General features: G+C 48.6%; 21 protein-coding genes. 4 read left to right on the forward strand and 17 right to left on the reverse strand.

The genetic code is table 11. The features are described from left to right. Position 1: 1 nt before the first annotated feature. The 13 genes from G459_RS0115295 to G459_RS0115360 form a co-directional block, all read right to left on the reverse strand. Positions 2–415 carry an OsmC family protein gene (locus tag G459_RS0115295; RefSeq protein WP_026968419.1) on the reverse strand — a complete coding sequence of 138 codons (414 nt, stop codon included), beginning with the start codon at positions 413–415 and terminating at the stop codon, positions 2–4. 74 nt (positions 416–489) lie between these two features. After that, on the reverse strand, positions 490–1,665 hold the full coding sequence (locus tag G459_RS0115300) for a DUF1972 domain-containing protein (RefSeq protein ID WP_051315255.1): 1,176 nt from the start codon (positions 1,663–1,665) through the stop codon (positions 490–492). Then, positions 1,652–2,800: a glycosyltransferase family 4 protein gene (locus G459_RS0115305; RefSeq protein ID WP_026968421.1), complete on the reverse strand. Its 1,149-nt coding sequence runs from the start codon at positions 2,798–2,800 to the stop codon at positions 1,652–1,654. Before G459_RS0115305 ends, G459_RS0115300 begins: the two co-directional genes overlap by 14 nt. Beyond that, a complete protein-coding gene (locus G459_RS0115310) occupies positions 2,793–3,620 on the reverse strand; it encodes a class I SAM-dependent methyltransferase (RefSeq protein WP_245588191.1) in 828 nt (275 codons plus the stop codon). Before G459_RS0115310 ends, G459_RS0115305 begins: the two co-directional genes overlap by 8 nt. Positions 3,621–3,688: 68 nt before the next feature. Beyond that, entirely contained in the window at positions 3,689–4,816 is a 1,128-nt protein-coding gene (locus G459_RS27685; protein WP_051315256.1) for a glycosyltransferase family 4 protein, read from the reverse strand. A gap of 132 nt (positions 4,817–4,948) precedes the next feature. Beyond that, positions 4,949–5,341, reverse strand: a complete 393-nt coding sequence (locus G459_RS30435; RefSeq protein ID WP_026968423.1) for a methyltransferase domain-containing protein — start codon at positions 5,339–5,341, stop codon at positions 4,949–4,951. Positions 5,342–5,527: 186 nt separating this feature from the next. Further along, a complete protein-coding gene (locus tag G459_RS0115330; RefSeq protein WP_026968424.1) occupies positions 5,528–6,949 on the reverse strand; it encodes an O-antigen ligase family protein in 1,422 nt (473 codons plus the stop codon). A 105-nt stretch (positions 6,950–7,054) separates the two neighbouring features. Further along, complete coding sequence (locus G459_RS0115335; RefSeq protein ID WP_051315257.1) at positions 7,055–7,834, reverse strand: 2OG-Fe(II) oxygenase; 780 nt, start codon at positions 7,832–7,834, stop codon at positions 7,055–7,057. Beyond that, entirely contained in the window at positions 7,827–8,759 is a 933-nt protein-coding gene (locus G459_RS0115340; protein WP_026968426.1) for a glycosyltransferase family 2 protein, read from the reverse strand. The genes G459_RS0115335 and G459_RS0115340 overlap by 8 nt, the downstream gene beginning before the upstream one ends. A 97-nt stretch (positions 8,760–8,856) precedes the next feature. Continuing rightward, positions 8,857–10,155, reverse strand: coding sequence for a lipopolysaccharide biosynthesis protein (locus G459_RS0115345; RefSeq protein WP_026968427.1), 1,299 nt, complete (start codon positions 10,153–10,155; stop codon positions 8,857–8,859). Between the two features lie 13 nt (positions 10,156–10,168). Beyond that, positions 10,169–11,236 carry a hypothetical protein gene (locus G459_RS0115350; RefSeq protein ID WP_026968428.1) on the reverse strand — a complete coding sequence of 356 codons (1,068 nt, stop codon included), beginning with the start codon at positions 11,234–11,236 and terminating at the stop codon, positions 10,169–10,171. After that, positions 11,236–13,821 (reverse strand): SLBB domain-containing protein, encoded by a 2,586-nt coding sequence (locus G459_RS0115355; RefSeq protein WP_026968429.1) that lies wholly within the window; start codon positions 13,819–13,821, stop codon positions 11,236–11,238. Before G459_RS0115355 ends, G459_RS0115350 begins: the two co-directional genes overlap by 1 nt. 119 nt (positions 13,822–13,940) lie before the next feature. After that, on the reverse strand, positions 13,941–14,945 hold the full coding sequence (locus tag G459_RS0115360) for a radical SAM/SPASM domain-containing protein (protein WP_026968430.1): 1,005 nt from the start codon (positions 14,943–14,945) through the stop codon (positions 13,941–13,943). Between the two features lie 121 nt (positions 14,946–15,066). Between G459_RS0115360 and gldB the strand changes: the two genes are divergently transcribed. Then, a complete protein-coding gene (gene gldB, locus G459_RS0115365; RefSeq protein WP_026968431.1) occupies positions 15,067–16,071 on the forward strand; it encodes a gliding motility lipoprotein GldB in 1,005 nt (334 codons plus the stop codon). Here the strand turns inward: gldB and G459_RS27690 are convergent. From G459_RS27690 to nth, 3 genes are read right to left on the reverse strand one after another with little or no spacing between them, the layout of a single operon-like run. Next, positions 16,034–17,254 (reverse strand): glycosyltransferase family 4 protein, encoded by a 1,221-nt coding sequence (locus G459_RS27690; protein ID WP_051315258.1) that lies wholly within the window; start codon positions 17,252–17,254, stop codon positions 16,034–16,036. The genes gldB and G459_RS27690 overlap by 38 nt on opposite strands. Then, positions 17,251–19,026, reverse strand: coding sequence for an asparagine synthase (glutamine-hydrolyzing) (gene asnB / locus G459_RS0115375; RefSeq protein ID WP_026968432.1), 1,776 nt, complete (start codon positions 19,024–19,026; stop codon positions 17,251–17,253). The genes G459_RS27690 and asnB overlap by 4 nt, the downstream gene beginning before the upstream one ends. Beyond that, a complete protein-coding gene (gene nth / locus G459_RS0115380) occupies positions 19,026–19,697 on the reverse strand; it encodes an endonuclease III (RefSeq protein WP_026968433.1) in 672 nt (223 codons plus the stop codon). The genes asnB and nth overlap by 1 nt, the downstream gene beginning before the upstream one ends. 301 nt (positions 19,698–19,998) lie before the next feature. Here nth and G459_RS0115385 point away from each other — a divergent pair, with 301 nt between their 5' ends. Then, positions 19,999–20,250, forward strand: a complete 252-nt coding sequence (locus G459_RS0115385; protein WP_026968434.1) for a CBU_0592 family membrane protein — start codon at positions 19,999–20,001, stop codon at positions 20,248–20,250. Here G459_RS0115385 and G459_RS0115390 read toward each other — a convergent pair. Beyond that, complete coding sequence (locus tag G459_RS0115390; RefSeq protein WP_026968435.1) at positions 20,211–20,813, reverse strand: TetR/AcrR family transcriptional regulator; 603 nt, start codon at positions 20,811–20,813, stop codon at positions 20,211–20,213. The two genes, G459_RS0115385 and G459_RS0115390, sit on opposite strands and share 40 nt — an antisense overlap. A gap of 347 nt (positions 20,814–21,160) precedes the next feature. Between G459_RS0115390 and G459_RS0115395 the strand changes: the two genes are divergently transcribed. Next, positions 21,161–22,048, forward strand: a complete 888-nt coding sequence (locus G459_RS0115395; protein ID WP_026968436.1) for a metallophosphoesterase family protein — start codon at positions 21,161–21,163, stop codon at positions 22,046–22,048. A 352-nt stretch (positions 22,049–22,400) separates the two neighbouring features. Continuing rightward, positions 22,401–25,634, forward strand: a complete 3,234-nt coding sequence (locus G459_RS0115400; RefSeq protein ID WP_026968437.1) for a SusC/RagA family TonB-linked outer membrane protein — start codon at positions 22,401–22,403, stop codon at positions 25,632–25,634. Positions 25,635–25,648 lie beyond the last annotated feature (14 nt).

A 25,648-nucleotide genomic window follows, 5' to 3' on the forward strand; every position in this document is an offset into this window, starting at 1 on the left:
ATCAAGCGTTCAGCGTGTATTCTGAGCTGATTTCCATCTTGAGAGCCTTGGAGATCGGGCAGTTTTCCTCCGCGTCCTTCACCAATTCGGCAAACTTATCTTCGGCAATACCATCCACGGTTGCCTTTATTACCAAGTGGGATTTTTTCAAGGTTCCGTCCTCAAAGGTGATATTCGCAGTCACATCCAGTTCCTTTGGTGGGAACTCGGCACCGGACAGGTTGAAGCTGAGTTTCATTGCGAAGCAGCCTGCGTGTGCTGCTGCGACCAATTCCTCGGGATTGGTGCCTACCCCGTCTTCAAATCGGGTCTTGAAAGAGTATTGAGTTTTGTCCAGGACTGTGCTGGCGGTAGTCAGGTGGCCTGAGCCCTCCTTGCCGCTTCCATTCCATACGGCGGTTGCTTTTCTGATCATAGTATTAAAGAGTTTAGAGGTTAAAAGATAGCAGTCAATTTCCTACCAAAATACAAATTCTGAAGAAAGTAATCTCAGGGAATCATTTTTTCCACCTTGTCTGCTTCCCCCGAGGGAACTTCCACTTTGAAGCCAGCCAAATCTTGGAAGACCTCAAGGTATTGTTCGGCGACATAATCCCAAGTGTATTTCTTTACTAACCCACTGCGTGCGATGGAACGGAAATAGTCCATCCTTTTCGGCGTGCTTTCTGCCGCCTCGGTGATATCTTTGATCGATTGGGCACTTCTCTGAAAGTACCATCCGTGCTTTCCGTTTTGCAGCATTTCTTGATTGAAAGGGGTATCCAAAGCCAATATCGCACAACCATAACCGAGTGCCTTCAACATCGCTGGGTTAGTGCCTCCAAATTCGTGGCCATGGAAATAGGCGTAACAGTGCGTATACCACGCCGCCAACTCATTTCCGTCGGTGATATATCCCAGGAAAAGTAACCGATCATCGTCAATATTTTTCAGAAGCGTAGCGTAATCGTCCAAGTAAGGCACATCGCCTACGATGACTAACTTTCTCTTGGAGTCAGATTGGAGAAAGCCCTTGATAATAATATCTGCATTATTGTCTGGGATCAGCCTGCCTACAATCAAGAAATATTCCTGGGCGCTGATTCCCCATTTTTCCACGTATCCCGGATCCGCTTCTTCCACTGGGTTGGCACCATAGGCAATGACCTTGGAGCTGGCATTAAAGAGTTGCTTGTATACCCTTTCCATTTCCACCGAATCATTGATAATCTGGTCGTAGAATTTGGTAGCCATTCTGGATGCCCAGAAGAAATACTTCGATCCAAACCCCTTCCATTTGGGTCTGAGCCACTCTAACCCATCCACATTGATCGCGGTAGGTTTTCTGAAGATTTTTGAAATCAGGCCAAACGGGCCGTTTGCGCTGTTGACCACTAAAATCACATCCACGTCCGAAAGACAGGCATGAATCATCGAAAAAAAGGTGTGCGAAAGCTGGGTAAGGCTTTTGGTCTCTATTGCCGGAGTGTAGATACACTCGATTCCGTTTACGTATCGAGGTCTTTGCGGAAAAAGCGCGCGGTGGTTGTAAACTCTCACATGCACACCCCGGTGAACCAGTCTTTCCCCCAGTTCCCTCACCATCGTATCGTATCCCCCATATACATACGGGTAGCCCTTTGCACCCATTATGGCTACTTTCAGCTTCTTCTTAGATTTTGCCATAAACGGATTTCATTTTGTCTTCGAAAGCTTCCAGGCTGTATTCCGCAAGCACTCTTTTTCTTCCAGCCTTTCCGAATTCCAAGCGCAATTCAGGGTTTATTATCAATTTCTCCAGCACTTCGGCCGCAAGTTCAACATTTCCAACGGGTATCAAAAATCCAGTTTCCCCGTCAATCACCATCTCGACAGAACCTCCGGAGTCTGTCGCCACTACTGGCAGGGCGGCGGCCATCGCCTCCAGCACCACCGTTGGGAAAGGATCTTGAAATATAGAGGGTAACACGAAGATATCCATCGCTTTCATCAGATCTGGGACGTCCGTCCGGTATCCCAAGTAGGAGACATGGTCTTCCAGATTTTTGTCTACTATCTTTTGTTTCAAGTCTTCCAGGATAGACTCATATCCCGAAAACGGATCCCCAACTAGAATAAAATGGACTTTTAATTTCTTTTGGATTATGCGTTCAGCGATTTCCAGGAAAAAAGCCTGTCCCTTATGTGGATTGACACGGCCAACCATTCCCACGATTAACCGATCTTCAGGCAGGCCTACTTTTCTTTTTGCCTGTGGCAGCTCCAGCAGGAACTCATCGTATGGAATACCATTATGGACAACCTGAATTTTTGATTTTTTTAACAGAGGCTGCCAATGATTAGACACGGCATGGGAAACGGCTATCGGGCGGGGCGTAGTACTGTCCATCAGGCTACAAATAAACTTCACCAGCGGCTTTGGCCCCCCAAAGATCTCATGGATATGCCATTGGTGGGGAATGTTTCGCTGCTTGGCCCAATAGGCACCGACTATGACCGCGAGGGTATTGGAATATACCAGTTCAAAATCATACTTGGAATGCAGGTCATTCAAAAACCGATAAGCTTTTACATTCTTGCTCAGTCTATTGAGTAAGCCAGAAGGGTTGACATACTTTCGGCGAAGAATGCCGAGATTTTGGATGAAGACAGTAAAACCCTCCGCCTTCAAAATCTCCTCAAGAGGTCCGGGTCCGGTGAGTAACACCACCACATTGATGCCTTCGCGCTGATACAGGCGGAGCACCTGTAGGATGATCTTACCGGTGCCATAGAGGTCGGAAGAGCTTTGGAGTAAAAGTACGTTGCGCTGTTTAGCCATTTTTCTTTAGATACACACCAAATACCCCAGATTTATCAAATACGGTAGAGACTAGCTCAATGGTTGAGGCAAACGGCAAAACAATTCCTATCAAAAATAAAAGCTTCGGAGATTTTCTCTGCTTCAATTGTAGGATTAGGTTCTTCTTATACCCAAATGTGAACAGCAAGGCCTGTACCATTCCCAAAATCCCCAAATGAACGGACAGCCCTCGCGAAGCGACTTCCCTGTATCCTATCTTGGAAAACTCTTTCTCCAAGCCCGACTTTGTCCAGTGAGTCAGATGCTTGGGAATATCCCAATGCATCCATTTCTTACCTGCAATAATGGCTTGCCAGGAGTTCGCCCGAGGCACTTCAATGTAAACCAGTCCGCCGGGTGCCAGATTTTTATCCAACAGTTCGGAGACCAATGTCAAGGGTTCCGGCAGATGCTCCAATACATGGTTGAGCGTGATCAAGTCAAAGCTTCCATCTCCGATCTTGCCTCCGGCGTAGAACTCCTGCCGAACATCCACCTGATAATTTTTCCTTGCGAAGTCAGCTCTTTCAGCGGCAGTTTCGATCCCCACGCCCTGCCAGCCAGCATCCTTTGCGACGGCAAGAAATTGCCCTTTTCCAGACCCAAAGTCCAGTAGAGATTTGGTCTTGGGATGGATTTTTCGCGCTTTGGCTAGTACCTTCTTCGCTTCTGAAAAAATGATCCGCTCAAAGACCGATTTCCTGTTGTCCACCACCGCGTAGACTTCGTCGGCATACAATGCCTCTGTATTGACCTCCTCAGGGAGGTAAGTCCAGCGGAGTCCGCACGAAGCACACACGTGAATCGAGTATGATTCCGGTGGGTTTAAAGGATCGGTGCTACAAACTGGACAGGTAATTTGCCTCATCAAACAAGTGGCGAACGGAGTATGATTTCTTGAAAAGCTGTGATAAATTTCTCTGCCGAAAAGTCTTTGGATCGGTTCGCTCCGGATCGGATCAATCTGGATCTCAGCTCACTTTCACGATCCAAAAGTATCATTTTTTCCGTCAAATCGGACTGCAAACCTGTGGTAAAGGCAAGTCCGGCTCCTCCTGCCACTTCCAGCAAGGCTGGCTGATCGGAGTGGATGACTGGCACACCAAAGCCCATTGCCTCTAGGATGGGAATGCCAAACCCCTCATTTTGAGACGGAAAAACATAGGCAAACGCTCCGGCATACAGCGCCTTGACCTGCCCGTCGGTCAAGTATCCCGGCAGCAAAACTTTTTCCTCCAATTCCAACTCAGCTACTAGGTCCCGGACAGTCGGGAAATCATTCATCACTTTGCTCTGACCGGGTCCACCGGCGAGCACAAGTTTCTTTTCTGACTGAGTTCTGGCAAGAAAATCCGCAAAAGCTCTGACCAGCGACGGAAGGTTTTTCCGCATCTCAAAGGTCCCGATATGGAGAAAATAGTTGCCCTTTTCCAGGTTATTCTCGGCCAGAAACTGCGGATCGGTTTCAGTCACCAAGCTCTTAGGGGCTTGATAAATCACCGAAATCGGCCAAGTGGAGCCCAAATGGTCCAAAAGCGAAGCCTTCGCATATTCCGTCGTGGTGATAATCTCGGTCCTTTCCTTCAGGCCTTTTTTGATCAAACTCAGGAAATAGGTGCGCCACCACTTGGGATAGTTATTGGGCATCTGCCAGAAAAAAGCATCGTGGATCACCGTCAGCCTTCTGCAGGGCAGAGATGCGACAGGAGATACGAAGTCCGGGCAAATCAAGACGTCGGGTTGGTGTTTTTTGACTAGGTCGGGCAGCTGAAATTCCTTCCATCGAAAATAGTCCAGGTGAAAGTTCAGCTTCTGAATCTTGGACTGAGGACCTTTGTAGGTCTCATCACTTGTCTGCACATCGGGGTCATGGGTAAAAATCCACTCAATCTCCGGATGGGGAAATCTCCGGGCGGCGTGAGCGAGCTCCTGCATGTAGGTTTTGATCCCGGTAGTGGCGACGTTGAGGTATTGGAGGTCGAGGAGGACTTTCAAGAGAGGGAATTTGTCCAAATATAATCAGATTCAAGCAACTGCTTTTATACCCAGTATCTAGAGAAAGTTGTTCTTGAAATTGCTGATGTAGTAAGGCAATCCGAAAGTGTTGAAATCCCTTTTCATTCGTGCTTAATTCTTCCTACACACAATCCACTGATTGACCTGAAAGAAGTTCTGCACCAGACGGTTGAGTTTCTTCTTAAGCGGCGTCTTGTATCGGAGCAGGTTTCCTATTTTTTCCCGAAGTACATGGGTGTAGCGGTCCTCGATTGCCAATCCCTCTTCAAGGCAGAGATCAGCCAGCAATCTTTTAGGAAAGATAAAGGTATGCTCCAGACCGTCGATCACATCGGGAAGCTGGAGTCGGAGCAATTTCGTCCATCGATGCATTCGGTAGAGGTTGCTGGACATATTGGGAGTCCCGATGGCCAGATACCCGTCCGGCTTCAGGACGCGCTTCAGCTGTTGTATGTAGCCTCTGGGATCCAGAACGAGCTCGATCACGTGGGAGATATGGATCAAATCAAGTCTTTATAATCCACCGCTTGATAGTGGTCTTTTTCATAGTACTCGGTGTAGTATTTCTCCAGCTCTTGGGCATCCGCCATTGGATTGGCAAATACCAACCCACAATTTTCGCATTTTACCCTAGAAATATGCGGGCCCCTTCGCCGCGTATCCAGCGCAAGACCGCTTAGATCGGAAGACTTACAAAGTGGGCAGTGACGATGTAGGATCATTTAGTCTGGATTGCTTTATTCTTGAATATTCATTGACACTTGTTCCGATCATCCACCAGGAGATCCAGGATACAAAGGTGTATATTTCCACATTTGCAGTAAAAAGAGGTAGTAGAAGCCCCATCTTCACCGTCGCTCCCAAAAAGGCGAGCCGGGCCATCTGCAGATTGTCAGAATGACGGAAGGCAAAGATCGACAGGTAAACGCCCGTAAATAGGGCGCCAATATACAGGAGCATACCGAGCCAGCCCAATTGAACCCCGTAGATCAGAAACTGGTTTTCGCCTCCTGTCTTGAGATCCTCGGTAACGCTTCCAAAGTTACCGCTCATCGCCAGCCCGATACCTTGCGGCGAGGCCACCATCGAGTCGAGTGCCAAAAGCCATTCGACCACGTGCCCGGCGCTGGATGGATCCGCGAAGCGAAGCGTGTCAATGACAAAAAAGTAAAAATCCTCCGGGGCAAAAAAGACGACATACATCACAAACAGCAGGAAAGACGCGATCCCCAAGCCGATTAACCGATACAGTTGGAACACAAGCGCGATAAAGCCCAGCATCAAGAAAAACGCCGCAAAGGATGCTCTGGAAGAGGCGAATACCAGACTGCCCATCCCACACACCATGACGATCAGATACGGCCAGCTGTATTCTTTCTTGCTGGTGAGAAACCAGATCAAACCTGCCGAAAAGCCCATCAAAACTGAGCTCGCAAGCTCCAGCGGATCTGAAAAAAAGCTCGCCAGTCGCTTCAGTGCTCCCGTAGATTCAAAGGTCCAAGTCAAGCCATAATGTCCCGAGGGCTCAATGTCGTTGATGTGAAGGTTATACAGTCCATAACCGGAGAATTGCTGCAGATGGGCGTCCAAGACAAAACTCTCCAGACAATTGACCAGAAAGGCTGCGATAGTGACCACAAAGATGATCTGGAAGAGCCAATGAATCTCGCGGCCATTAAAGCGCGTATTTCTCCCCAGAAAATAGACAAATCCGGGGATCAGGATGCTTTTGAAATAGAGAGCTTTGTTGACAAAAGATGCCTCTCCAACCGGCAAGAGTAGAAACAAAAACGCCAAACTCAAGAAACCCAGCATCAGCCAGTCGGTAGACTGAAGCCGAAACGGATAGTCGAAGGGTCTCTTTTGATAAAAAAGCCACACCAAGACAGCGATCAAGACGATCACTTCTTTGATGACCTGAAAGAGTCCGACGATCTCGGCGGATCCCGTGGCCAGATAGGCCACGCTCAGGGTGGTGATATAAAAGGGAAGAAATGCCGCCAGAAAGAAGACAAAATAGGCCCACTTTCCCGCAAATACCATCTGCTGCACTGTCCAAAGAAATCCTACAGCTACGGCAAGCGCGATAAGTACCAAGAATATTATAGCCATGGGCTTCCCATAGTCGGGGCTGTCAGTGTTTTACAAAGAAACAGTTTTATTAAAAACGAATCGAGTATGTAAATACCGGATAAACCTGGCAGGTCGATAATAAACTCAATCTTTTGTGATGTATTGATCCTTGTAGAGCTGATTGTCGGCTCGCTTTCGGATTAGCTCTTCAATATCAGGATTGGAAATCTGGTCTTCGGTGGGAGCATAGAGCGCCCGCTGCCGATTTTCCGTATTCGCCGGTGGATCGCAGAGGTAGTAGATGGCGAGGGATTTTCGGACGTTCGTACCTCCTGAACTTACCTGTCTGCTCAGCCCATGCCATGACTGATAGGTCGTGTCAAAGATCACCGCACGGTTAAACCTGATTTCTACTTCTTTCTCCAGTTTAAGCGGACGACTGCTGACTGGGTCATTGCTCCAGAGACCAAAATGGCCACCAAACTCAGCCTGCCAATCTTGGGACAGGTATAAGATCAGATTGATCCTTCGCTGCAAACCCAGTTTGGGGTGAATGTTATAGTCCAGGTGCGGGTTGAGCTTGCCTCCATCCGGGTGCATGTGCCAGCCACCGCCGTGCAGGCCAAAGTCGGGATACAGTTTGATGCCCAACAGCTGACCGAGCTCACTTACAAAAGCCTCTGAGCAGAGGTATTCAAAAAACTTGTAAGTGAACGCAGGGAATCTGTTCCAGTCATTCAGGGCAGATTTTTTTTCCAGCGGGTTGGAATAAGTAAATAGGCTGCTGTCATCGATCACCGGAAACTCCCCCGCGAGTGACTTTGCAAAGTCTGTATCTACAAAATCATCGATCACTAAATGCGGAAATGGTGCTGCCGAGTGAAACTCCCCGACTCTTTTCTTAATCTCCTCAATCTTAATCATGGTAGGTTTTTAATAGGCCATCCGCGAAGCCACTCCAGGCCATCCGCAATTTTTGTGGCCTCCATCTGGCGACAAAATACCCCGTGTAGAGGATCATTTTTCCAAATTGGACGGCAACGGCCAAAGGTATAAAAATATTTTTAGTGTGATGTTTGATGAAGATCATCTGGTTCCGCTGTGCCAAATAGTGTACCATGGGATTCACAAAGCCCTCTTTTCCTTTGGTCTTGGATTTGGATGAGTTTCCTACCGAATGGTAAATCTTGGCTTCGGGCTCAAACCACAGCTTGTATCCCCTTTCGCGAATCCGCATGGAGAGATCCACGTCCTCGAATGAGCCAAAAAAGAAAAACTCTTTCAGCAAACCCGTTTCCCGCAATACGGCTGTTTTTATCAATGTGGCGCAGCCTGTAGTCCAGTCCGTTTCCGTAGGCACGACATTAGTCAGATCTGTCGACCCTTCTTTTATCGTCAGAGAAAGACCCAGCGAGGGGATAAGCTTCCCTCCAGCATTCCAGATAACGTTCCTTCGATCTCCGTTGTAAAAGATCAAAGGCTGCGCTGCCCCGAATTGGGGTCTACCATGAATGGAAAAGACCAATTTGTCCAAAAAATCCGGGTCGACCTCCGTGTCGTTGTTCAGCTCTAGGATATAGTCAAACCCTTCGGCCAACGCGTACCGAAATCCAACATTGTTGCCTCCGGAAAACCCGAGATTTCTGTCCGTGAATAAGAAATGGGCAAAATCCCCAAATTCCTGATCGAGTCTTTCGCCAGATCCATCGCCAGAGTGATTGTCCACGACTACAGGTTTGAAATTGGGATAGCTACAGGCCTGGAGAGAGATAAGGCATTTTTGGGAATCGTCGTAGTTTTTCCAGTTGATCAGTACTACCGCTACAGAGGGAAAAGATGGGAAACTCATTCGGGAATATTATTCGCTTGGTATGCAAAAAGGGTAAGCATGATCTATCTAGGCTCAAATATACTGCCCAAGCAAAGACATGCCTTCATTTTCTTGTTTATCTGGTGGAAAAAAACTCGTTCACTAGCGTACGATTGTACTTCCAATTGAAAAAACTTGAAATCAAAAAGGAGGCCACTTCCGTAGAAAGTAGCGCAATGGCAAGGCCTTGTTCTCCATAATACGCCGTCGCAAAAACTGAGGCAACGAGCATGTATCCGCAAATCAGCCAAGAAGTCCTGAACAACAGTTGTTTTTGATCGTTGATCAGAAAAACGATGACGTTCCAAATATTGATGCAGGCCAGAAATGGGATAAAGGCCAAGATTTCCAAAACCTGAACCGACTGGGGGAGTGATCTTCCAGAGAGGATCTGAATAATAAGATCTGCTCCAAGATAAGCGCCGATAGACAAGATCGCACTGGCCCCCATGGACAGTAGCGCCACCTTGGTCGAAAACGTCAGGAATCTGGTACGGTCCATCAGATACAATCTGGCGGCATTGGGAAAAGTTGCCTGCACAATCAGTGACGGAACCATTCTCATCACCATGATCACCCGCTCGGCAAGGCTATACATTCCCAAAATCTCCGCTGTAGAAAAGAAACTTAGAATAATCAATCCACCATTGATTGCGATATGGCTTCCCAGATTGGAAAAAAACAGGAGAATATTGGTCGTGAGACTTTTCCAGATCGCGGAAAACTCGGGCCAGTAAAACTTAATTTTCAAGAAAATATGAATGTAGACGAGCAGGAAGAGATTGATCCCCAGTCCAAAGAATCCCATTAGGAAATTGACCCACTGACTTTGCGTGGGAACGTGGATGAACAGCACGATGCCCATCAGGAAAAGCAGCTTGGAGAACACGTTGGCGATCGACACTAGCTTCATCTTCTCCATCCCCTGAAAAAACCAAAGTGGCAAGGTGGCCTCGGAAAACAAGAGCAAGACGGAAAAGACGAGCACTAGCTGATATTCTCTGAATAGATCCAGCCCAAACACCCCGATAAAAATGGCGAGGCTTGAAATTATTGCCAAAAGGATTTTCGCGGAAAAAACATTGGAAAGAATATGCGACAGGGCGTCTTTGTCCTGTTGATTGATTGCCACCTCTCTGGGCGCGCTGAGATTGTAACCAAATCCTACCAATATATTGAGCATCACGATCACCGAAAGCGCCAGATTGACCAATCCAAACTGGTCTACGCCAATGCGCTGGATCAGCAGCGGCATTGAGATAATGGTGATCAGGACGTTCGACGACTGGATAAAGGCCAGAAAAAAGAAATTCTGTATCGACTTATTTCGGATGTAGTTTCCGAGCGGGAATAGCAGATTTAGTTTCTCAAACATCGCAACTCAGGGCTTAGCTTTCCTGCACATGCTTGTGGTAAAGCCTGCGAAAATAAAGGCCAAAGATCACCAAGAGTCCGGTGATCACGGCTCCCAAAACCATCCCTTTCACTAAGCGAATCTCGGAGCGCTTCAGCGGAAGTCTCGGCGAATCAATAATCTGGATCAGCGGGGAATTGTTGCGGTGATTGACTTTGGCAATCTCCAAGTTTTTGACAATCTCTTGATACACCGCACCGGTGGCCTGAACGTCGATTTGGCGCTTTTTACTCTCCACGGTCGCCGAGCTCAAGAGCGGGTTGGCGTTGGGTACCCGGTCAGTGGCACTGGCATATGCTCCGATACTTTCATCCAAGATTGTTCTGACACTATCTGCCTGAGTCTGCAAAATCGCCAGGTTTTCCCCGGTCTTCTTGGTTTTGGTCTCGAAGTAGAAGGTATTTACTTTCTCCACCAGCGCTTCGTTGAAAGTCTTCGCGAACGACTCATCCTTCGATGAGATAGTAACCTGAATGATGCTGAGCTTACGGTCGGGTTTTGCGACACCGAGTTGATTTTCGCGGATCAGCTCAGAGACCTCCATGATCACTGAGTCCTGCGTCACGGAGAATTGCTCCCTCGGAACGGAGAAGTCCATCGCCTCAAAATCGACCTTGGACGCCCACTTTTTGTCCAACTTTTCGAACTCCACGTATCGGTCGATTAGCAGCTGCGAATCACTGAACGGACTCAGCAAAGTCTCTCCAAGCATTCGATCAGAGCGATAGAGCTCCATGATGTTATCTCCCTGAAACAGTCCACTGGTACCACCCAGAGAGCCGAGATTGACTCCTACCAGCGAGGCCAAGCCGGACATCTGGCCGATACCACCGCCTTCGCCTTCTTCGAGCACAAAGGACGTTTCGGCGTGGAATACCGGCTTTTTAAACACCGAAACCAAAACTCCGAGGACTATTCCTATCATTCCGGCCATGACCAGAATTTTCCACTTCGAAAGAAAAAAAGCAAACCATTCGCCGAGGTTTTGAAAGACCTCCTTGAGCGTAAACTGGCTTTCAGAAAAATGCTTGGATCCTGCCATTACCAGTTGATTTGGGACATGACTAAGGCCAATGTGGCCAATCCAGTGGTGATGCCGACAATATCTCCCAATCGTAGCGGCATCTTAGGCCCTTTCGTTGGCACGATCACCTCGGCGCCCGGTTCGACGGGAGGGAAATCTCTGATTCCGATAAGTCCTTTGGTGCGCTTTACCGCTCCGTTGGCATAGACTACATAGGTCTGTTTTTTGTTTGCACGACGCTCAAACCCACCGGCACCGTTAATGTAATGTTTGAGACTTCGCCCATTTTCGTAGCGGAGTGTAGTCGGATAGACGACATCGCCACGCATCCGGACGGTTTGAAGCAGCTTTGGCACCGACAGAATATCGCCGACTTCCAGGATCAGGTCATCGTCAGAGCCGGGGTTTTGGAGGATTTTTTCCAAATCGATGGCGACGGCTTCCGATTCCTTGATCTTCACCGCAAATCCCGGTGTACTTGCGGCGACTTGATCGAGCGATTCCTTCTTGGTATTGGCCAGCAGGGTGTCCACCGCATTTACTTTTTCTGCGGGCAGATCTCTGAAGAGCCGCTGGAGCAATTCCTCCTGAGCTTCGGAATTGTTGGGGTCTTCGATGAGCTTCAGTCTCAAAGCTTCGAGGTTGCGCTGTCTCCGGATCTGTTCTGATTCGGTGTTGAAAAACTCGGTGCGACGGATCAGCGACGCGCCCTTAGGATAGGCAAATTGATTGAGGCCGCCGGCTCTTTTGACCAGATCAGAGATCCGCTCGACGCTATTTTGGATGGCAAACATGCCCGGAGCATTTACCTGACCTTCCACAGCCACCAGTCTCTGCATCGTGAAATTAGCCCGCTTTCTCACGATCACCTGATCAAACGGCTGGAGTGAAGGAGAGTCCGGACTGATGGAAAGATTCGGATTGACGCGGCTTGGAATGATGTCCGAAAGTGTGCCCAGATCAGAATCTTCCAATCTTCTGGCTATCTCGATATCTTGGGAATTGGCAGATTCCTGTAATCCTCCAGCCAGGATGATCAGCTCTTCGATCTTCATTGATTCGGAGTAAGGATAGGTGCCGGGCTTTTTCACCTCACCGAGGATCTGGACGTAGTGCTCGTTTTGGATGTCGTAGATACTGGAGATCCGCACCACGTCCTCCCGCTTCAATACCAAATCGGGCGCCGATCCGGCAAGAACTGCACCTAGATTGACTTCGATCATCTCGGTGCTGAGATCAGCTTTGGTCCGCAGGATGCTCGCCCGCTCGGTGTAAGCATCGCCGCGAAGGCCCTCGGCATTTTTCACCAATTGGGACAAAGTCAGCCCTTCCGACAGCGCAAACACACCTTCGCGGTAGACAGCTCCTTTGATCTGAACCCGGTTGCTGTAGCGCTCCAAGATCTTGCTCACGGTGATTTCGTCGCCGCCTTTTAGCGTAAATAGATTGAATTGATTTTGGTAGACGTCGGATACCGAGCGCTGATTCCCGGTGATTCGGGAGATGGCAATGCGGTCTTTGAAAGCCACATCAGTAAAACCTCCTGCATAGCTTAGGAGATCCTCAAAAGTATCTTCGGCGCCGATCTCAAAGGTCATCGGACGCTTCACTTCACCTTTTACTTTGACTCTGGACTGGAAAGGCGACACCAAGATCACATCCTGATCCTGGAGTTGTAGGTCGAGGTTTGCGGTGCCGTTGATCAGTAGGTCATAGACGTCGATCTCAGCGATGGGCTTGTTGTCCCTCACCAGTTTGATGGAGCGCATGGTCCCATTTTCATTCGGTCCACCAGCGGCATACAACGCGTTGAATGCAGTAGAAAATGCGCTGAGGGTAAATGTCCCGGGCAGTCTGACTTCGCCAAGGATATGTACTTTGATCGTTCGGACGTTGCCGAGCGTCACCTGAAGAAAGGTGTTGGGATTGCTCCCGCTTAATCCTGGGTAGAACTTGCTCACCCGATTTTTGATGATTTCGGTGGCCGATTCGATGCTTTTGCCGGATACCGACACCGGGCCAATATTGTCCAATAGCACAAATCCATCGGGATTGACAGTCGCCTCGTAATATTGCTCGGATTGACCGTAGATATCTACAAAAACAACGTCTCCGGGCCCCAAGATGTAGCTTTTCGGGGTGGCTTGATTTAAGCTGGGCTCAAAACTCAGACGTCGGTTGGTTTGATAGAAAAGTGAGGTTCCGAAGATTTCATTTCCGCCAGCGGCCATAGCTATCTCCGTCTGCGGTTCATACAGTCCCCGTGTGATTTCGTTCATATTCACCTGCTGCCGCGGATCCCGCTTAGACGCATTGGCGCTTCGCTTGGCGGTGCCCGTGGTGTCAAGGTCCTGAATCCGGCCGCGAAGCTTTTCGACTTCCCCGGCAGGCATCCCGCGAAGCTGAGCCATCTGCAGAAACTCATCCGCTCCCAGCCCTGCGTCACTCGCGCGCTTGACCAGTTCCGTTACTTGATCGTCTGTGAGTTCGTCAACCTTGATAGTCGTTAAATCAGTATTTTGCTGGGCGTTGGCCTGTGGAACGGAGCCTATCAGGAGGGCGATTAAGGCAAAAAAATACCAGATTCTTGTGTTTAAAATCATGTTTTAAATGGCTGTTCCGGGTGAAAGTCGGGCAATTATTGGAGGTAAAAATCCGTGAATTTCTTAATTCTACCAAATATAGAACCAAAAACTGGGCTTCAGCCCAGTTTGTACTCCAGCTACTCCGTACAATTCCTGCAAATCTCGATCTGAGTCCGATCGGCAAGCAGTTGTTTTCTAAAGTTGAAATAGGATATCGAACCCCAGATGGCGGCCAGCGACTGATTTTTCAGTTCCCCCATCACATGGCTAGCGTCCTTGTCAAAGCAGCAGGGCACGACTTTGCCGTCCCAAGTAGCCACTGCTCCCTGCCACATTCTCCAGCATTTGTTTTCCGGCTTCTTTTTCAGCGCCCATTTGCCTTGCCCAACCGGAATATATCTGGAGTAGCCAAGGTCAGAAGGAATCAGGTCGGAGCCGCTTTCGAAGTCGTAGATCTGCGTGGTTTTAAGCTGGAGTTCGTCGACTTCCATCTCTTTTGCCCAGGATTTCAGAGCGTGAAGCTGATGTTCGTTTTGTCCGGTGACCAGGAATTGAAGCACGATTCTCGGAAAGTTTTGCTTTGCTTTTCCTCGCTCGGAAACCAGCAATTTCAACCCTTCCTGCACCTTCTCCAGATTTCCCCCGACCCGATATTGTTCATACACTTCTTGGGTGATTCCGTCCATCGACACGATCAACTGCTTGAGTCCGCTCTTCAAAACTTCCGTCACTTGCTTTTCCCCAAGATAATGGGCGTTGGTCGAGGTGGAGGTGAAAATGCCCTTTGAATCGGCGTAGTTGACCATCTCCATGAATCTGGGATTCAAGAACGGCTCACCTTGAAAATACAGATGAAGCCAGGAAAGATGACCTTTGACCTGATCGATCACCCGCTCAAAGAGCTGCTCCTGCAGCATTCCCGTCGGCCGGGTAAAAGACCTCAGTCCAGAGGGACACTCTGGACAGCGCAGGTTGCAGCTTGTCGTTGGTTCGATGCTCAGGGTCGTGGGTTTTCCCCACACCAGCGGCTTTTGGAGGAGTTGGCTTAGATGAAAAGAGGATCTTAGCAGGAGGTAGTTGATGACTTTTTGCAAAGTCAGGTATCGAAAAAATGCCAGCCCGGTGATCCATTTGTTTTTCACTTCGGAAAATACGGCATTAAGCCTAGAAGAAGCAACCCCGAAAGATACCAAGCTCCTACTGACGCCGTTTCAATGGATTAACAATTCATTTCTTACTTTTGAAGCTGAAACCTAAGAACTCATGAGGCTATTCCGATTTGCATTTCTGATTCCAGTAGTAATGGCGGCTTTCGCCTGCGGCAAAAAAGAGGAAGCCTGTGAACTCGATCCGGAGATCTTGGATCAGGATCTTGAGGTGAAAATCACCCGCTTGGAGGATGAGTTTTTCGCAGCAAAAACCCGCCAAGACTTCTCTTTTCTCCTGGAAAAGTACCCTGACTTTACCCAGGCGTATTTTCAATCGGCCGACTATCTATCCCAGGATTCGCTTGCCGCCAATCTGTTGGAAGTGCATCAGGACTCTGCGATGCGAGAGCTGTACGATTCGGTGAAAGTCGAATATCCCGACATTTCGGATATTGAAAAAGACCTGGAAAATGCCTTTAAATACATCACACATTATTTTCCAGACTTCAAGGCGCCTAAGGTTTACACGTTTGTCTCAGGTCTCAACTCCGATTTGGTAGTGACAGAGGACGTCATCGTGATTGGGCTCGACTATTTCCTTCCGGCCGACCATACTTTTCAGCCGGATATCGCCCGCTACATGGCTGTGCGGTATGAGAAGCCTTATTTGGTCCCCATGATTGTCCTAGCGATTTCTTCGCAGTACAATGCAGTCAATCCCAAAGAAAACACGCTACTGTCGGAGATGATCTATTACGGCAAGGCCTATCACTTTGTCAAGGCCATCATGCCCTGCACACCGGAGCAATACATTATTGGCTACACCCCAGCCGAAATCGCAGAATGCTACGACAACGAGGAATTTATCTGGTCGCACTTTGTGGAAAATGAATTGCTGTACGAGACCAATCCCTTCGAGATCCGCAAATACATCGGTGAGGCGCCCTTTACGGATGCGATCTCGACTAAGGCGCCCGGGCGATTGGGCAGATGGCTGGGCTGGAATATCGTGGACGATTATCAGATGAACAATGCGATTCCACTGCCGGATCTGATGAAGGAATCCAATGCGGAGACGATCTTCAGGCAGTCCGGATATCGGCCACGCCGCCCGGAGTAACGTTTGGCTTTGGGTCGACGACTTCCAGCAGTCTGCTCACCGCAAGTTCCCTCGAAAAATAACTTTCAGCCAGCTTTCTGGAATTTCGCCCCATTCGATCCAATTCAGATGGATTTTGCTCCAGATTTTCAAGTTTGGCGAAAGCCGCCTCCATCTTTCCGGGCAGGCAGGAGATCCCAAGTTCATGCGTCTTGACCAGATCGTACACCCAGCCTTTGTGGTTGACGAGGATCGCCTTACCGGCGGCCAACGCATCAAAAAACTTGTTGGGGCTGTTGGTTTTCAATACGGGAAGGTGGGCAAAAGAAATCCAGGCTAAGTCGGCAAGATTCAGGATGTCATTGACTTCATTTTTTGACCCAAAAGGAATGAATCGGACGCGGTTGAGGGCTCTGGCTTGTGCGATTTCCTTTAATTTTTCTGCATGACTCCCCGCTCCCATGATCAGGAAGTTCCAGTTTTTCTGACGTTTTTGCGCCATTTCTGCCAAGTCCAAGAGCTCCTCCAAGGCATTCACCTGACCCAAGGCTCCGGTGTAGGCAATTGTAAGTCCGCCTTTCAATCCGAATTGAGCAGTAAGCAGCTGATTTTTCTCTTTTGGAAAAAAGGTGTCCAGGTCAGAAAAATTTGGAATCAGAGCTATCGCCCGTTCCGGACTTGTCTTACGAAGATGCGATGCGATCCCGGGAGAAAGAGCAACCAAACTCAAAGCCTGGTCGTAGATTCGCTTTTCCAACGAGTAGAGCAGCTTTTTCAAAATCGGATTTCGGATCGCTCCCACTTGGATCGGCGCCTCCGGCCATAGGTCTCTGACCTCGAAGATGTAGGGCAAAGCCAGTCGCCTTTTTGCCCAAAGTCCAACCAGTCCTGTCGTCAAAGGTGTAGAGGTGATGTACAGCAAATCCGGCCGGGGAAGCTTTTTCACCAGTCTTTTTGCTGCAATCACAAAGATCCAAAAAGCCCAAACCCGCTTCAAAAAGCCAAACTTTTGGTCATAAGCTACCGGAAGATAATGCACCCGGATCCCGTCAATCCAGCGCTGATCATATCCCGGACCGTCATGAGCGGTGATCATATCCACCGCTAATCCCGCCTGCACCAGCCCCCTGGCCAGGTGATAGGATCTCACAGCCCCGCCCTGCTCGGGTGTACGGAAATACTGATGGATGTAGATGAGTCTCATAGCCGGTGCAATTTCGCCCATTCTGCCAAAAGAAACAGATTGTAGAGCGTTAAGAATTGGGATTTGGCGGCTTGCTCCGGGTTTTTCAAAAGCTGTCGAACCGGAGCAGAGAAGTGCTCGCCATGGCTACCGTCAAAGCTTTTTAACGTGGAAAATACCCGATTGGAAAACTCTCCTTTCTCGCTCAGCCACTCTTTGAGCGGGAGCCCAAAGCCAAACTTTCGTCGATCAGCGACCCAGCCGAGCTCATTTTCCCGAAGGATATTTTTGATCCAAGGCTTCCCGGAGAGAAGCGCGGGATCTTTTACTTTCCCCCAAAGTCCCAGGATCGATGCATCGAGGTAAGGAGAGCGGCCTTCGATTCCATGCGCCATCAGGGCGTTATCGTGAATTTTCAACACATCCTGAACCAAGTACACCTGCCTGTCAAAGTCCAACATGCGCTTGTATTCAGGCAGCTGGTTGTTGAAAATCCGGGCATAGTCAGCGATCATGTCGGCTGGAGGGTTCTGCAAAGCAGAAAAGTTGAGGAAGGTTTGATTGGGCTCAGAACTGATCGCTGACATATATTTTCTCCATCCTCTTCCTAATGTGAATTTCCCAAAAAACCCAGCCCAATTGTTCCAAAAGGTATGTTGCTCCCAATACTTGGAAAAGGCCTCGTGGCGCTGATAACCTCCCCAGAGCTCATCTGCCCCGGCGCCTGAGACCAGAACTTTAAACTCGGCCTTCGCTGCTTTACCGATCATCCACGTCAGGAAACCCGCTGAGTCTCCGATCGGGAGATCGACGCTCTGCAGGTATTCTTCCCAATTTTCGAAAAAAACCCGTTGGTCTATCTGGATGAGTCGATGATCTGCCGGGATCTGCCGGACCAGCCGGATGGCCGAGTCGGCGTCGCGGTACTTTGCACGGTATTTTTTCTCGACTTGGATTGTGTAGGCAGTTAGGCTTGTGCCGGTCTTTTGGTGCCAAAGTGCGTAAAGCAAACTGCTGTCTGCACCTCCACTTAGGAGTATTCCCACCGGAACGTCCGCGTGAAACTGGTTGAGCACAGCGTCTTCTAAAAGTTGCTTGAAGACTGCCTGGCTTGGAATTCCCTCGGGCTCTTTTGGAGCATCGATGGTATCCCATCGAAATGTACTGTGTCTGTAAATCAAGCTATATCGCCCCGGCTTCCAAGCACGGATGCCACGGTGGAACGTCTTGCCGGGCAAGGGCGTCCTGAAATAAAAATAGTGCTCCATCTGCTCCCAATCCGGACTGAAATCCTGAAGACTTGCTATTCCCCTGATCTCAGAGGAAATAACCAAAGCATCTTGGTTTTGGGCATAGTAAAGCGGCTTTTCGCCGTTCCTGTCCACCGCTACCAAGACAGATTTGCTGACCAAATCAACAAAAATCAGCGCAAACATCCCGTTGAGTTTCTTCAGTCCCTCCTGCCCAAAATGCTTCAGGTAATAAAGCAAAACTTCTGTGTCAGACTGTGTGACAAACTCAATTCCGATCTTGGACAGCAATGTCCTGAGTTCGCGAAAATTGTAAATCTCACCGTTAAAAATCAGCAGACTGTTTCCCTCAGCATCCCAAAGAGGCTGATCCGCATCAGGCCCCGGATGGAGAATCTTCAGACGGTTTACACCGATCCAGAGGCCGGTCCAGGGGGAATAGATCGCGGACTGATCCGGCCCCCGGTGATGGGAAGCGTCAACCAGCTTTTGAATCGCTTCCCGATTTGCTCCTTTCCCCCAAATCAGATGAATGCCACACATCAGGATTCAGCGTCTTCGAGTGTTACCTTACCCTGAGTTTTTTCAAAAAACTTACAAAAATGGGTCAGTGTACATTCTTCGCATTTGGGTCTGCGGGCGACACATACATATCTGCCGTGCAAAATCAGCCAGTGATGCGCCACATGGATATATTGTTTTGGGATGTTTTTCACCAGTTGCTTCTCGACTTCCAGCGGTGTTTTGGCGGTCATCGGGACAAGCCCCAATCTTCTTGAAACACGGAAAACGTGTGTGTCCACGGCCATATTGGGCTGATTCCACACGACTGAAGTGATGACATTTGCCGTCTTGCGACCGACACCAGGGAGCTTGATTAATTTATCGACCGTATCGGGAATCTCGGAGCCAAAATCCTCCACAAGCATCTTTCCCAATCCCAGGAGGTGCTTGGTTTTGTTACTCGGATAGGAGACCGACTTGATGTAGGGATACAGCTCGTCGAAATGGGACGCTGCCAAATGCGCTGCTGTCGGGAAATCCCGAAACAAAGGAGGCGTTACGATATTGATGCGCTTGTCGGTGCATTGGGCCGACAAAACGACAGCCACCAACAGCTGAAAGGGGTTCTCATAGTGCAGCTCCGTCTCGGCGACGGGCATATTCTCCGAAAAATGTTTGATAAATGCTTCGTATCGCTGTTTTTTGAGCATGCTGCAAATAGACTGATTGGAACGGAAAAGTAATTAATTTTTGATGCCTTTATTTTCCTGTGTACGCCAAACGCGGTGTAAGTTTACGCCAACTTAACTCCTAAATACCATCTGCCAAATGGATTTGAGCGAACTATCGATATGGAATCTGCGGGTCAGATCCCATCTGTTTCAAGCCGGAAAAGGAGGTCGCTGAAAACCTTGCAGATCACTTGGATGCAAGGATCTTGATCTACCGTTAAATTGGAGCGAAGAAATTTTGTCTTAAAATCGACAAGCCCTAAAAACTAAACAACTGAATATGGTATTTGAAGTAATCGGCTGGATCGGCGCTATCCTGTTTATTCTTTCCTACTATCTGCTATCCAGAGGAATATTAAAGCAAGATCAAATCAAGTATCACGCTTTTAACCTGAGTGGGGCGATTTGCCTGATCGTCAACGCGATACACTTCAGAGACACGGCCAATATTCTGGCAAACGGGGTATGGGCGGCGATTGCCCTCATGGCGATTTACAACAACTGGGCCTCCTTTTTTCGCAACAAGTCGTAGACTTGGTTTTTGAAGTAGGTCACCTTTTGACTGTACGCAGCCTCGTCGTCAAACATCGATAGATAGTAATAGGCGCCCTCGACCACTATAAAAATCTGCTCGGCAAGTACAGCAGTGTCTTTCCCCTCCATCTCCTTATTCTTGTCCAGAATCTCCTTCAGTGATTCTCTCAGTTTCTCGTGGAGGATCCGGTATTCCTTTTTTATTTTATCATTTCTGAAAATCAACGCATAGCAACTGTAGAAAACCCCATCATCGAAAAGTAGATTCCAATTCCTCGAGAAAAGCGTCTCCACAATCAGGGAGGCATCTACGCTTTCGTTTTGCTCCAGGTCCTTGATGATGGGCTGATAGATCAGCAGGTATTTCTCCAGGATGTAATCAATCAAATTTGATATCAGAATTTCCCTGGTCGGGAAATAATGCATGATCAAACTGGGAGGCATATCGAGATGTTTTCCAATCTTGGCAATCGAGGTGTTTTCCAATCCATTGACAATGGAGAGGTTATAAAACCCTTCGACGATCTCGCGTTTCCTTGCAGTGGAGATTCTCTCTTTCATTTCATCTGTTTATAATTTTTTCTCAAAGGCCATATAGCCTGTCCCGTCCGCCGCCGCGGATCGGGAGAATCTCGCATGGCAAAGATTCATCCCATTGTGTGACGCTTGCAACATGCTCGATTTCTTTTGATTTGATAATACAAGTTTAACCTTGATTTTTTGTATTTTTTAGGGCTTCGTCCCTATATTTCGAAATATAATATTGAATGAGTGTTCAATATATTTACAGAAATCCGGTATTCAAATCTTTTCCTTTTCTTTTAAAGAATTATTTCTCGGGAAAGTATCGGTTTACCTAATAAAATTACGAATCGCCTGATTTTTCATCTGAAAACATCTATTAGAGCATGAAGAGAAGAGAATTTTTCGGCAAAGCCGGAGCGGCGACAAGTGCCTTTTTGGCCTCTGGAGCCACTTTCGCTGAAAGCGAGGAGAGAAAAGCCCCGCTGAAAGTCGCCCATATTACTGACGTCCATATCCGCCCTGAAGAAAATGTCCCCGCAAGAGCTATCGCCTGGCTGAAGAAGGTAAAGTCGCACCAGCCGGACTTCTTTCTGAACGGCGGAGACTCCATCAACGATGCCTCCTATGACGGGGTGAGCAGGGAGCGGACGCTCGAGCAATGGGAAGCTTGGGATGAGTTTCGTGGGCAGATCTCCGACTTTGAGGTCTATAGCTGCATCGGGAACCATGATTCGTGGTGGGATGTAGCTGACAAGGCGGATGAAATGTATGGTAAGCCCTACGTTGTCAAGAGATTGGAGATCCCCGCCACCTACTACAGTTTTGACAAGGGCAATTGGCACTTCGTCATCATCGACGGAAATCACGAGGGAATCAGCCTCGGATCCGAGCAAATGGAATGGCTCAAAAATGACTTGGAAGCTTTGGCGCCGAATACTCCTACTTTGATCATGTCTCATTTCCCGATCACTTCCGTCACAGATGCTCTGGTAGGCGGACAGCATAAGGATCACAGAGAATTGAAGGCCTTGTTCTACACCCACAGAGATAAAGTCAAGGTCTGTCTGAGCGGGCATCAGCACATGTTGGATCGCGCGTGGTACAACGGCGTTGACTATTTCTGCAACGGTTCGTTGAGTGGATTTTGGTGGGGCGAGGGAGACGAGCAATCGGCTGGAAAACAATATTATCTGGAAACCCCTCCGGGTTATGCGATCCTTGAGCTTTTCGAAGACGGAGAGGTGAAAAACACCTACTACCCACTCGCTTAATAAATGTCAAACGAACTGGTTTAGGAATTTTTTTTATAAATCTTAGACAAACGGCGGGTGCAGGGTGGTCTGGAAGGCTTGCAAAAAGTGAAGTTCTTAAAAATTCCCCCTGCACCCGTCCTTTTTTCTTGAAAAAGCCAGCGTGTTACGTCCATTTTATTTTTTGGTGAATTCGCTACTGCCCACTTTATGAGAATATTATCTGGCAGTTAAATCCTTATTTATTCCTTAAATCTATTTTTTTATTCAAATACAGTATTTAATATTGAATGAATGTTCAATATAAATTTCAACCCATACTCCCTCAACTCTCCGCTTGCCGAGGTTTTGGGAAGTGTTAACCTTAACCACTATGAAACAAAATCTACAAGATCAGCGCCCGCCGGGTTCTGGATTTAGGAGGCTTGGGCTTCTCCTGATGTTGGCAATGTTTTTTGCCACTCAATCCATGGGACAATCCGTGGTCAAAGGAGTGGTGTCAGACCCCTCTGGAATGGGAATTCCGGGAGTGTCCGTTTTGGAAAAAAACACCCAAAATGGAGTAATCACAGGAGTGAATGGTGAATTCACCATTCAGGTAGCCAACCCCAATTCGGCGTTGCTTTTTTCATTTATCGGCTACGAAACGCTCGAATATTTACTGGACGGCCAAACCTCCCTTGAGATTCAACTGTCCGAGGAGGAAACGATGCTGGAGCAAGTGGTCGTCGTAGGCTACGGAACCCAGAAAAAGATCAATGTAACCGGCGCAGTGGACCAGATTTCGGGCGATCAGTTGATCGACCGTCCCGTTGCCAACCTGGTTCAGGGACTTCAAGGAGTCAGCCCGGGATTGAACATCACCTACCTAGGCGGGAAGCCCGGCACGGTGCCCAACATCAACATCCGAGGATTCACTTCTATCAATGGCGGCGGCCCGCTGATCGTGATTGACGGAGTAGCGGGGAGCAATGATGACCTCCTGAGATTGAACCCTGCAGATATCGAATCCTACTCTGTACTGAGAGATGCGGCATCGGCAGCCATCTATGGTGCAAGGGCGGCATTTGGAGTTATTTTAATTACCACCAAAAGGGGACAGGAAGGCAAACAAAAAATCACCTACAACAATTATTTCGCCTGGGGAAAACCGACCGTGCTCCCTGAACCGGTGACCGATCCGTATATTTTTTCACGAGTACTGGAAACCTCCACCAACAATACCCCTTGGGATTATGTGAACTACAACGACGCGCACTATCAGTGGGCGAAGGAACGGTCCGAAGATCCCTCGATCGAAGATACCCGCTTAAATCCGACCAACCCGGATCTGTGGGCCTACATGGGCAGCAACGACTGGTATGACTACTTTTTCAACTCGGCTTCTTTTTCGATGAACCACAGCTTGTCCATCAGCGGTAGCAGCGGCGGCAAAAGCCCGGTGAGCTATTACGTCTCAGGAGACTACACCAATGAAAACGGGATGAACAAGCTGGCCGAAGACTATTGGGACAGGTATTCGATGCGGGCGAGAGTGACCGCCAATCCACTCAAATGGCTGAACGTGGACAACAATGTCAACATCTATCAAACCAAACGTGCAGATCCCTCCACCAGTCTCACCGACCTCTACTATCTCCGACCGACCGACGTCGCTGTCAATCCGGACGGAACTTGGGCTAACACCGACGCCGGAAGACTAGCCGGAAGGCTGACTGACGGTGGCAAAAATCAGGAGACCATGTTTGGTTTTCACAATATCCTGAGAAATACCGCCACCTTTTTAAATGGCGATTTGACCTTCAATGCCAACGCAAGTTTCAAGAGAGAGCAATGGAAATACCATCGTGACGTGACCAAATTCCAGGTTGGCTATGGTCCGGAGGATATTCGGTTTGAAGGTGGAGACGGATCGGTCATGGAGCGAAACGGCGACCTTTCAGATGTCATCTTTGACCTGTATGGACGATATGGCAAGACGATAGGTGACCATACTTTTGGCATTTTGGGAGGATACAATCAGCAAAGCTATACCTACAGCTCCGTACAGGCCGAAAAGCGGGTGCTGATATCTTCTTCCCTGCCCTATATCGGCTTGACTACAGGGGATGCTTTTGTCACCCCAACTTATAGCACCTATGCCACCCGAAGCTTCTTCGGCAGAGCTAACTATACGTTCAAAAACCGCTATATCTTCGAATTGAACGGGAGATACGATGGTTCATCGCGATTCCCTTCCGCTTCCCGTTGGGGTTTCTTCCCTTCCGTGTCGGGTTCTTGGCTGATGATGGATGAGCAGTTCTTCTCCGGCTTGACCAATGTCATCTCCACCTTCAAACTCCGCGCTTCCTACGGTGGATTGGGCAATCAAAACGTGAGCGATTTCGGTTATTTACAGACCTTGCCGACCGGTTTGTCCAGCTATCTGATCAACGGAAACAGACAAACCGTCATTACGTCGTCCCCTTCTCTGGCTGTGGATCCCAATTTTTATACTTGGGAAGAAGTAGTCACCAGCAACTTCGGCTTGGACTTCGGTCTGGCGAATGACAAGATCATCGGTGCTTTCGATTACTTCATTCGCGACACCAAAGGAATGCTGACCGACCCGGTGGAACTTCCAGGGGTCTTGGGCACCAGTCCTCCCAAGCAAAATGCGGCGGATCTGAGAACCAAGGGATTTGAAGTTTCGGTAGAATACCGGGACAACTTTGGAAGCACTTCTAATCCGATCAATTTTGGAATGAAGCTGATTCTATCCGATTCAAGATCCCAGATCACCAGATTTCAAAATGAGCAAAACCTGCTGTCTAACTACCGGGAAGGACAATACATCGGTGAGATGTGGGGCTTGGTCAGCGACGGGCTTTTCCAAACTGAAGACGAAATCGCCGCTTTGGATCAATCCGCGATTGTTCCCTGGGGAGCTTTGGATGTCGTGCCTGGATGGCCAAAATATGTCGATCTGAACAATGACGGAAAGATCGAAAAAGGGCTTTCTACAGATGATCCGAAAGATCTGCAACTCATCGGCAACACCAGCGCCCGCTACCGATACGGAGCCAATTTCGACATCTCGATGAAGGGATTTGACTTGTCGATCTTCCTGCAGGGCGTGGCCAAAAAAGACTACTACCCAAGACACTACCTGTATTGGGGACCTTATCAGCAACCGTATGCCAATGTGTATCCGTGGAACCTGGACTTCTACAGAGCCGAGGCCGATGGCGCGGATCTGATAGCACAGCATTCCCAGTCCTACATCGATGCAGGATTGGCGGATGCAAATACCGATTCCTTCTACCCGGTAATGCAGTCTTGGCTCGCCGACGCCAACTACGGTGGTGGTCTGGACATCCCGCAAACCCGCTACCTACTCAGCGGAGCCTATCTAAGAGTCAAAAACGTCACCCTAGGCTACACTTTTCCGGAAGCCTTGACCAACCGAATCAAGGTCACGAGGATCAGAGTATTTGCCTCCGGCGAAAACCTGTTTGAGTTTTCTTCCATCAAAAAGTTTGTAGATCCCGAAGCCATCAATGACGGCTACGGCTGGGCGTATCCGTTCCAGCGCAAGTATTCCTTTGGGGTAAACATTGATCTCTAATCTCAACAAAGCAT

The organism is Algoriphagus terrigena DSM 22685 (assembly GCF_000429445.1).
Classification (GTDB): Bacteria; Bacteroidota; Bacteroidia; order Cytophagales; family Cyclobacteriaceae; genus Algoriphagus; species Algoriphagus terrigena.

What these genes read in the sequence shown, in the direction of transcription:
- G459_RS0115295 (WP_026968419.1), bottom strand. Translation starts at nt 415, where the DNA reads ATGATCAGAAAAGCAACCGCCGTATGGAATGGAAGCGGCAAGGAGGGC.
- G459_RS0115300 (WP_051315255.1), bottom strand. Translation starts at nt 1,665, where the DNA reads ATGGCAAAATCTAAGAAGAAGCTGAAAGTAGCCATAATGGGTGCAAAG.
- G459_RS0115305 (WP_026968421.1), bottom strand. Translation starts at nt 2,800, where the DNA reads ATGGCTAAACAGCGCAACGTACTTTTACTCCAAAGCTCTTCCGACCTC.
- G459_RS0115330 (WP_026968424.1), bottom strand. Translation starts at nt 6,949, where the DNA reads ATGGCTATAATATTCTTGGTACTTATCGCGCTTGCCGTAGCTGTAGGA.
- G459_RS0115335 (WP_051315257.1), bottom strand. Translation starts at nt 7,834, where the DNA reads ATGATTAAGATTGAGGAGATTAAGAAAAGAGTCGGGGAGTTTCACTCG.
- G459_RS0115340 (WP_026968426.1), bottom strand. Translation starts at nt 8,759, where the DNA reads ATGAGTTTCCCATCTTTTCCCTCTGTAGCGGTAGTACTGATCAACTGG.
- G459_RS0115345 (WP_026968427.1), bottom strand. Translation starts at nt 10,155, where the DNA reads ATGTTTGAGAAACTAAATCTGCTATTCCCGCTCGGAAACTACATCCGA.
- G459_RS0115350 (WP_026968428.1), bottom strand. Translation starts at nt 11,236, where the DNA reads ATGGCAGGATCCAAGCATTTTTCTGAAAGCCAGTTTACGCTCAAGGAG.
- G459_RS0115355 (WP_026968429.1), bottom strand. Translation starts at nt 13,821, where the DNA reads ATGATTTTAAACACAAGAATCTGGTATTTTTTTGCCTTAATCGCCCTC.
- gldB (WP_026968431.1), top strand. Translation starts at nt 15,067, where the DNA reads ATGAGGCTATTCCGATTTGCATTTCTGATTCCAGTAGTAATGGCGGCT.
- G459_RS27690 (WP_051315258.1), bottom strand. Translation starts at nt 17,254, where the DNA reads ATGAGACTCATCTACATCCATCAGTATTTCCGTACACCCGAGCAGGGC.
- asnB (WP_026968432.1), bottom strand. Translation starts at nt 19,026, where the DNA reads ATGTGTGGCATTCATCTGATTTGGGGGAAAGGAGCAAATCGGGAAGCG.
- nth (WP_026968433.1), bottom strand. Translation starts at nt 19,697, where the DNA reads ATGCTCAAAAAACAGCGATACGAAGCATTTATCAAACATTTTTCGGAG.
- G459_RS0115385 (WP_026968434.1), top strand. Translation starts at nt 19,999, where the DNA reads ATGGTATTTGAAGTAATCGGCTGGATCGGCGCTATCCTGTTTATTCTT.
- G459_RS0115390 (WP_026968435.1), bottom strand. Translation starts at nt 20,813, where the DNA reads ATGAAAGAGAGAATCTCCACTGCAAGGAAACGCGAGATCGTCGAAGGG.
- G459_RS0115395 (WP_026968436.1), top strand. Translation starts at nt 21,161, where the DNA reads ATGAAGAGAAGAGAATTTTTCGGCAAAGCCGGAGCGGCGACAAGTGCC.
- G459_RS0115400 (WP_026968437.1), top strand. Translation starts at nt 22,401, where the DNA reads ATGAAACAAAATCTACAAGATCAGCGCCCGCCGGGTTCTGGATTTAGG.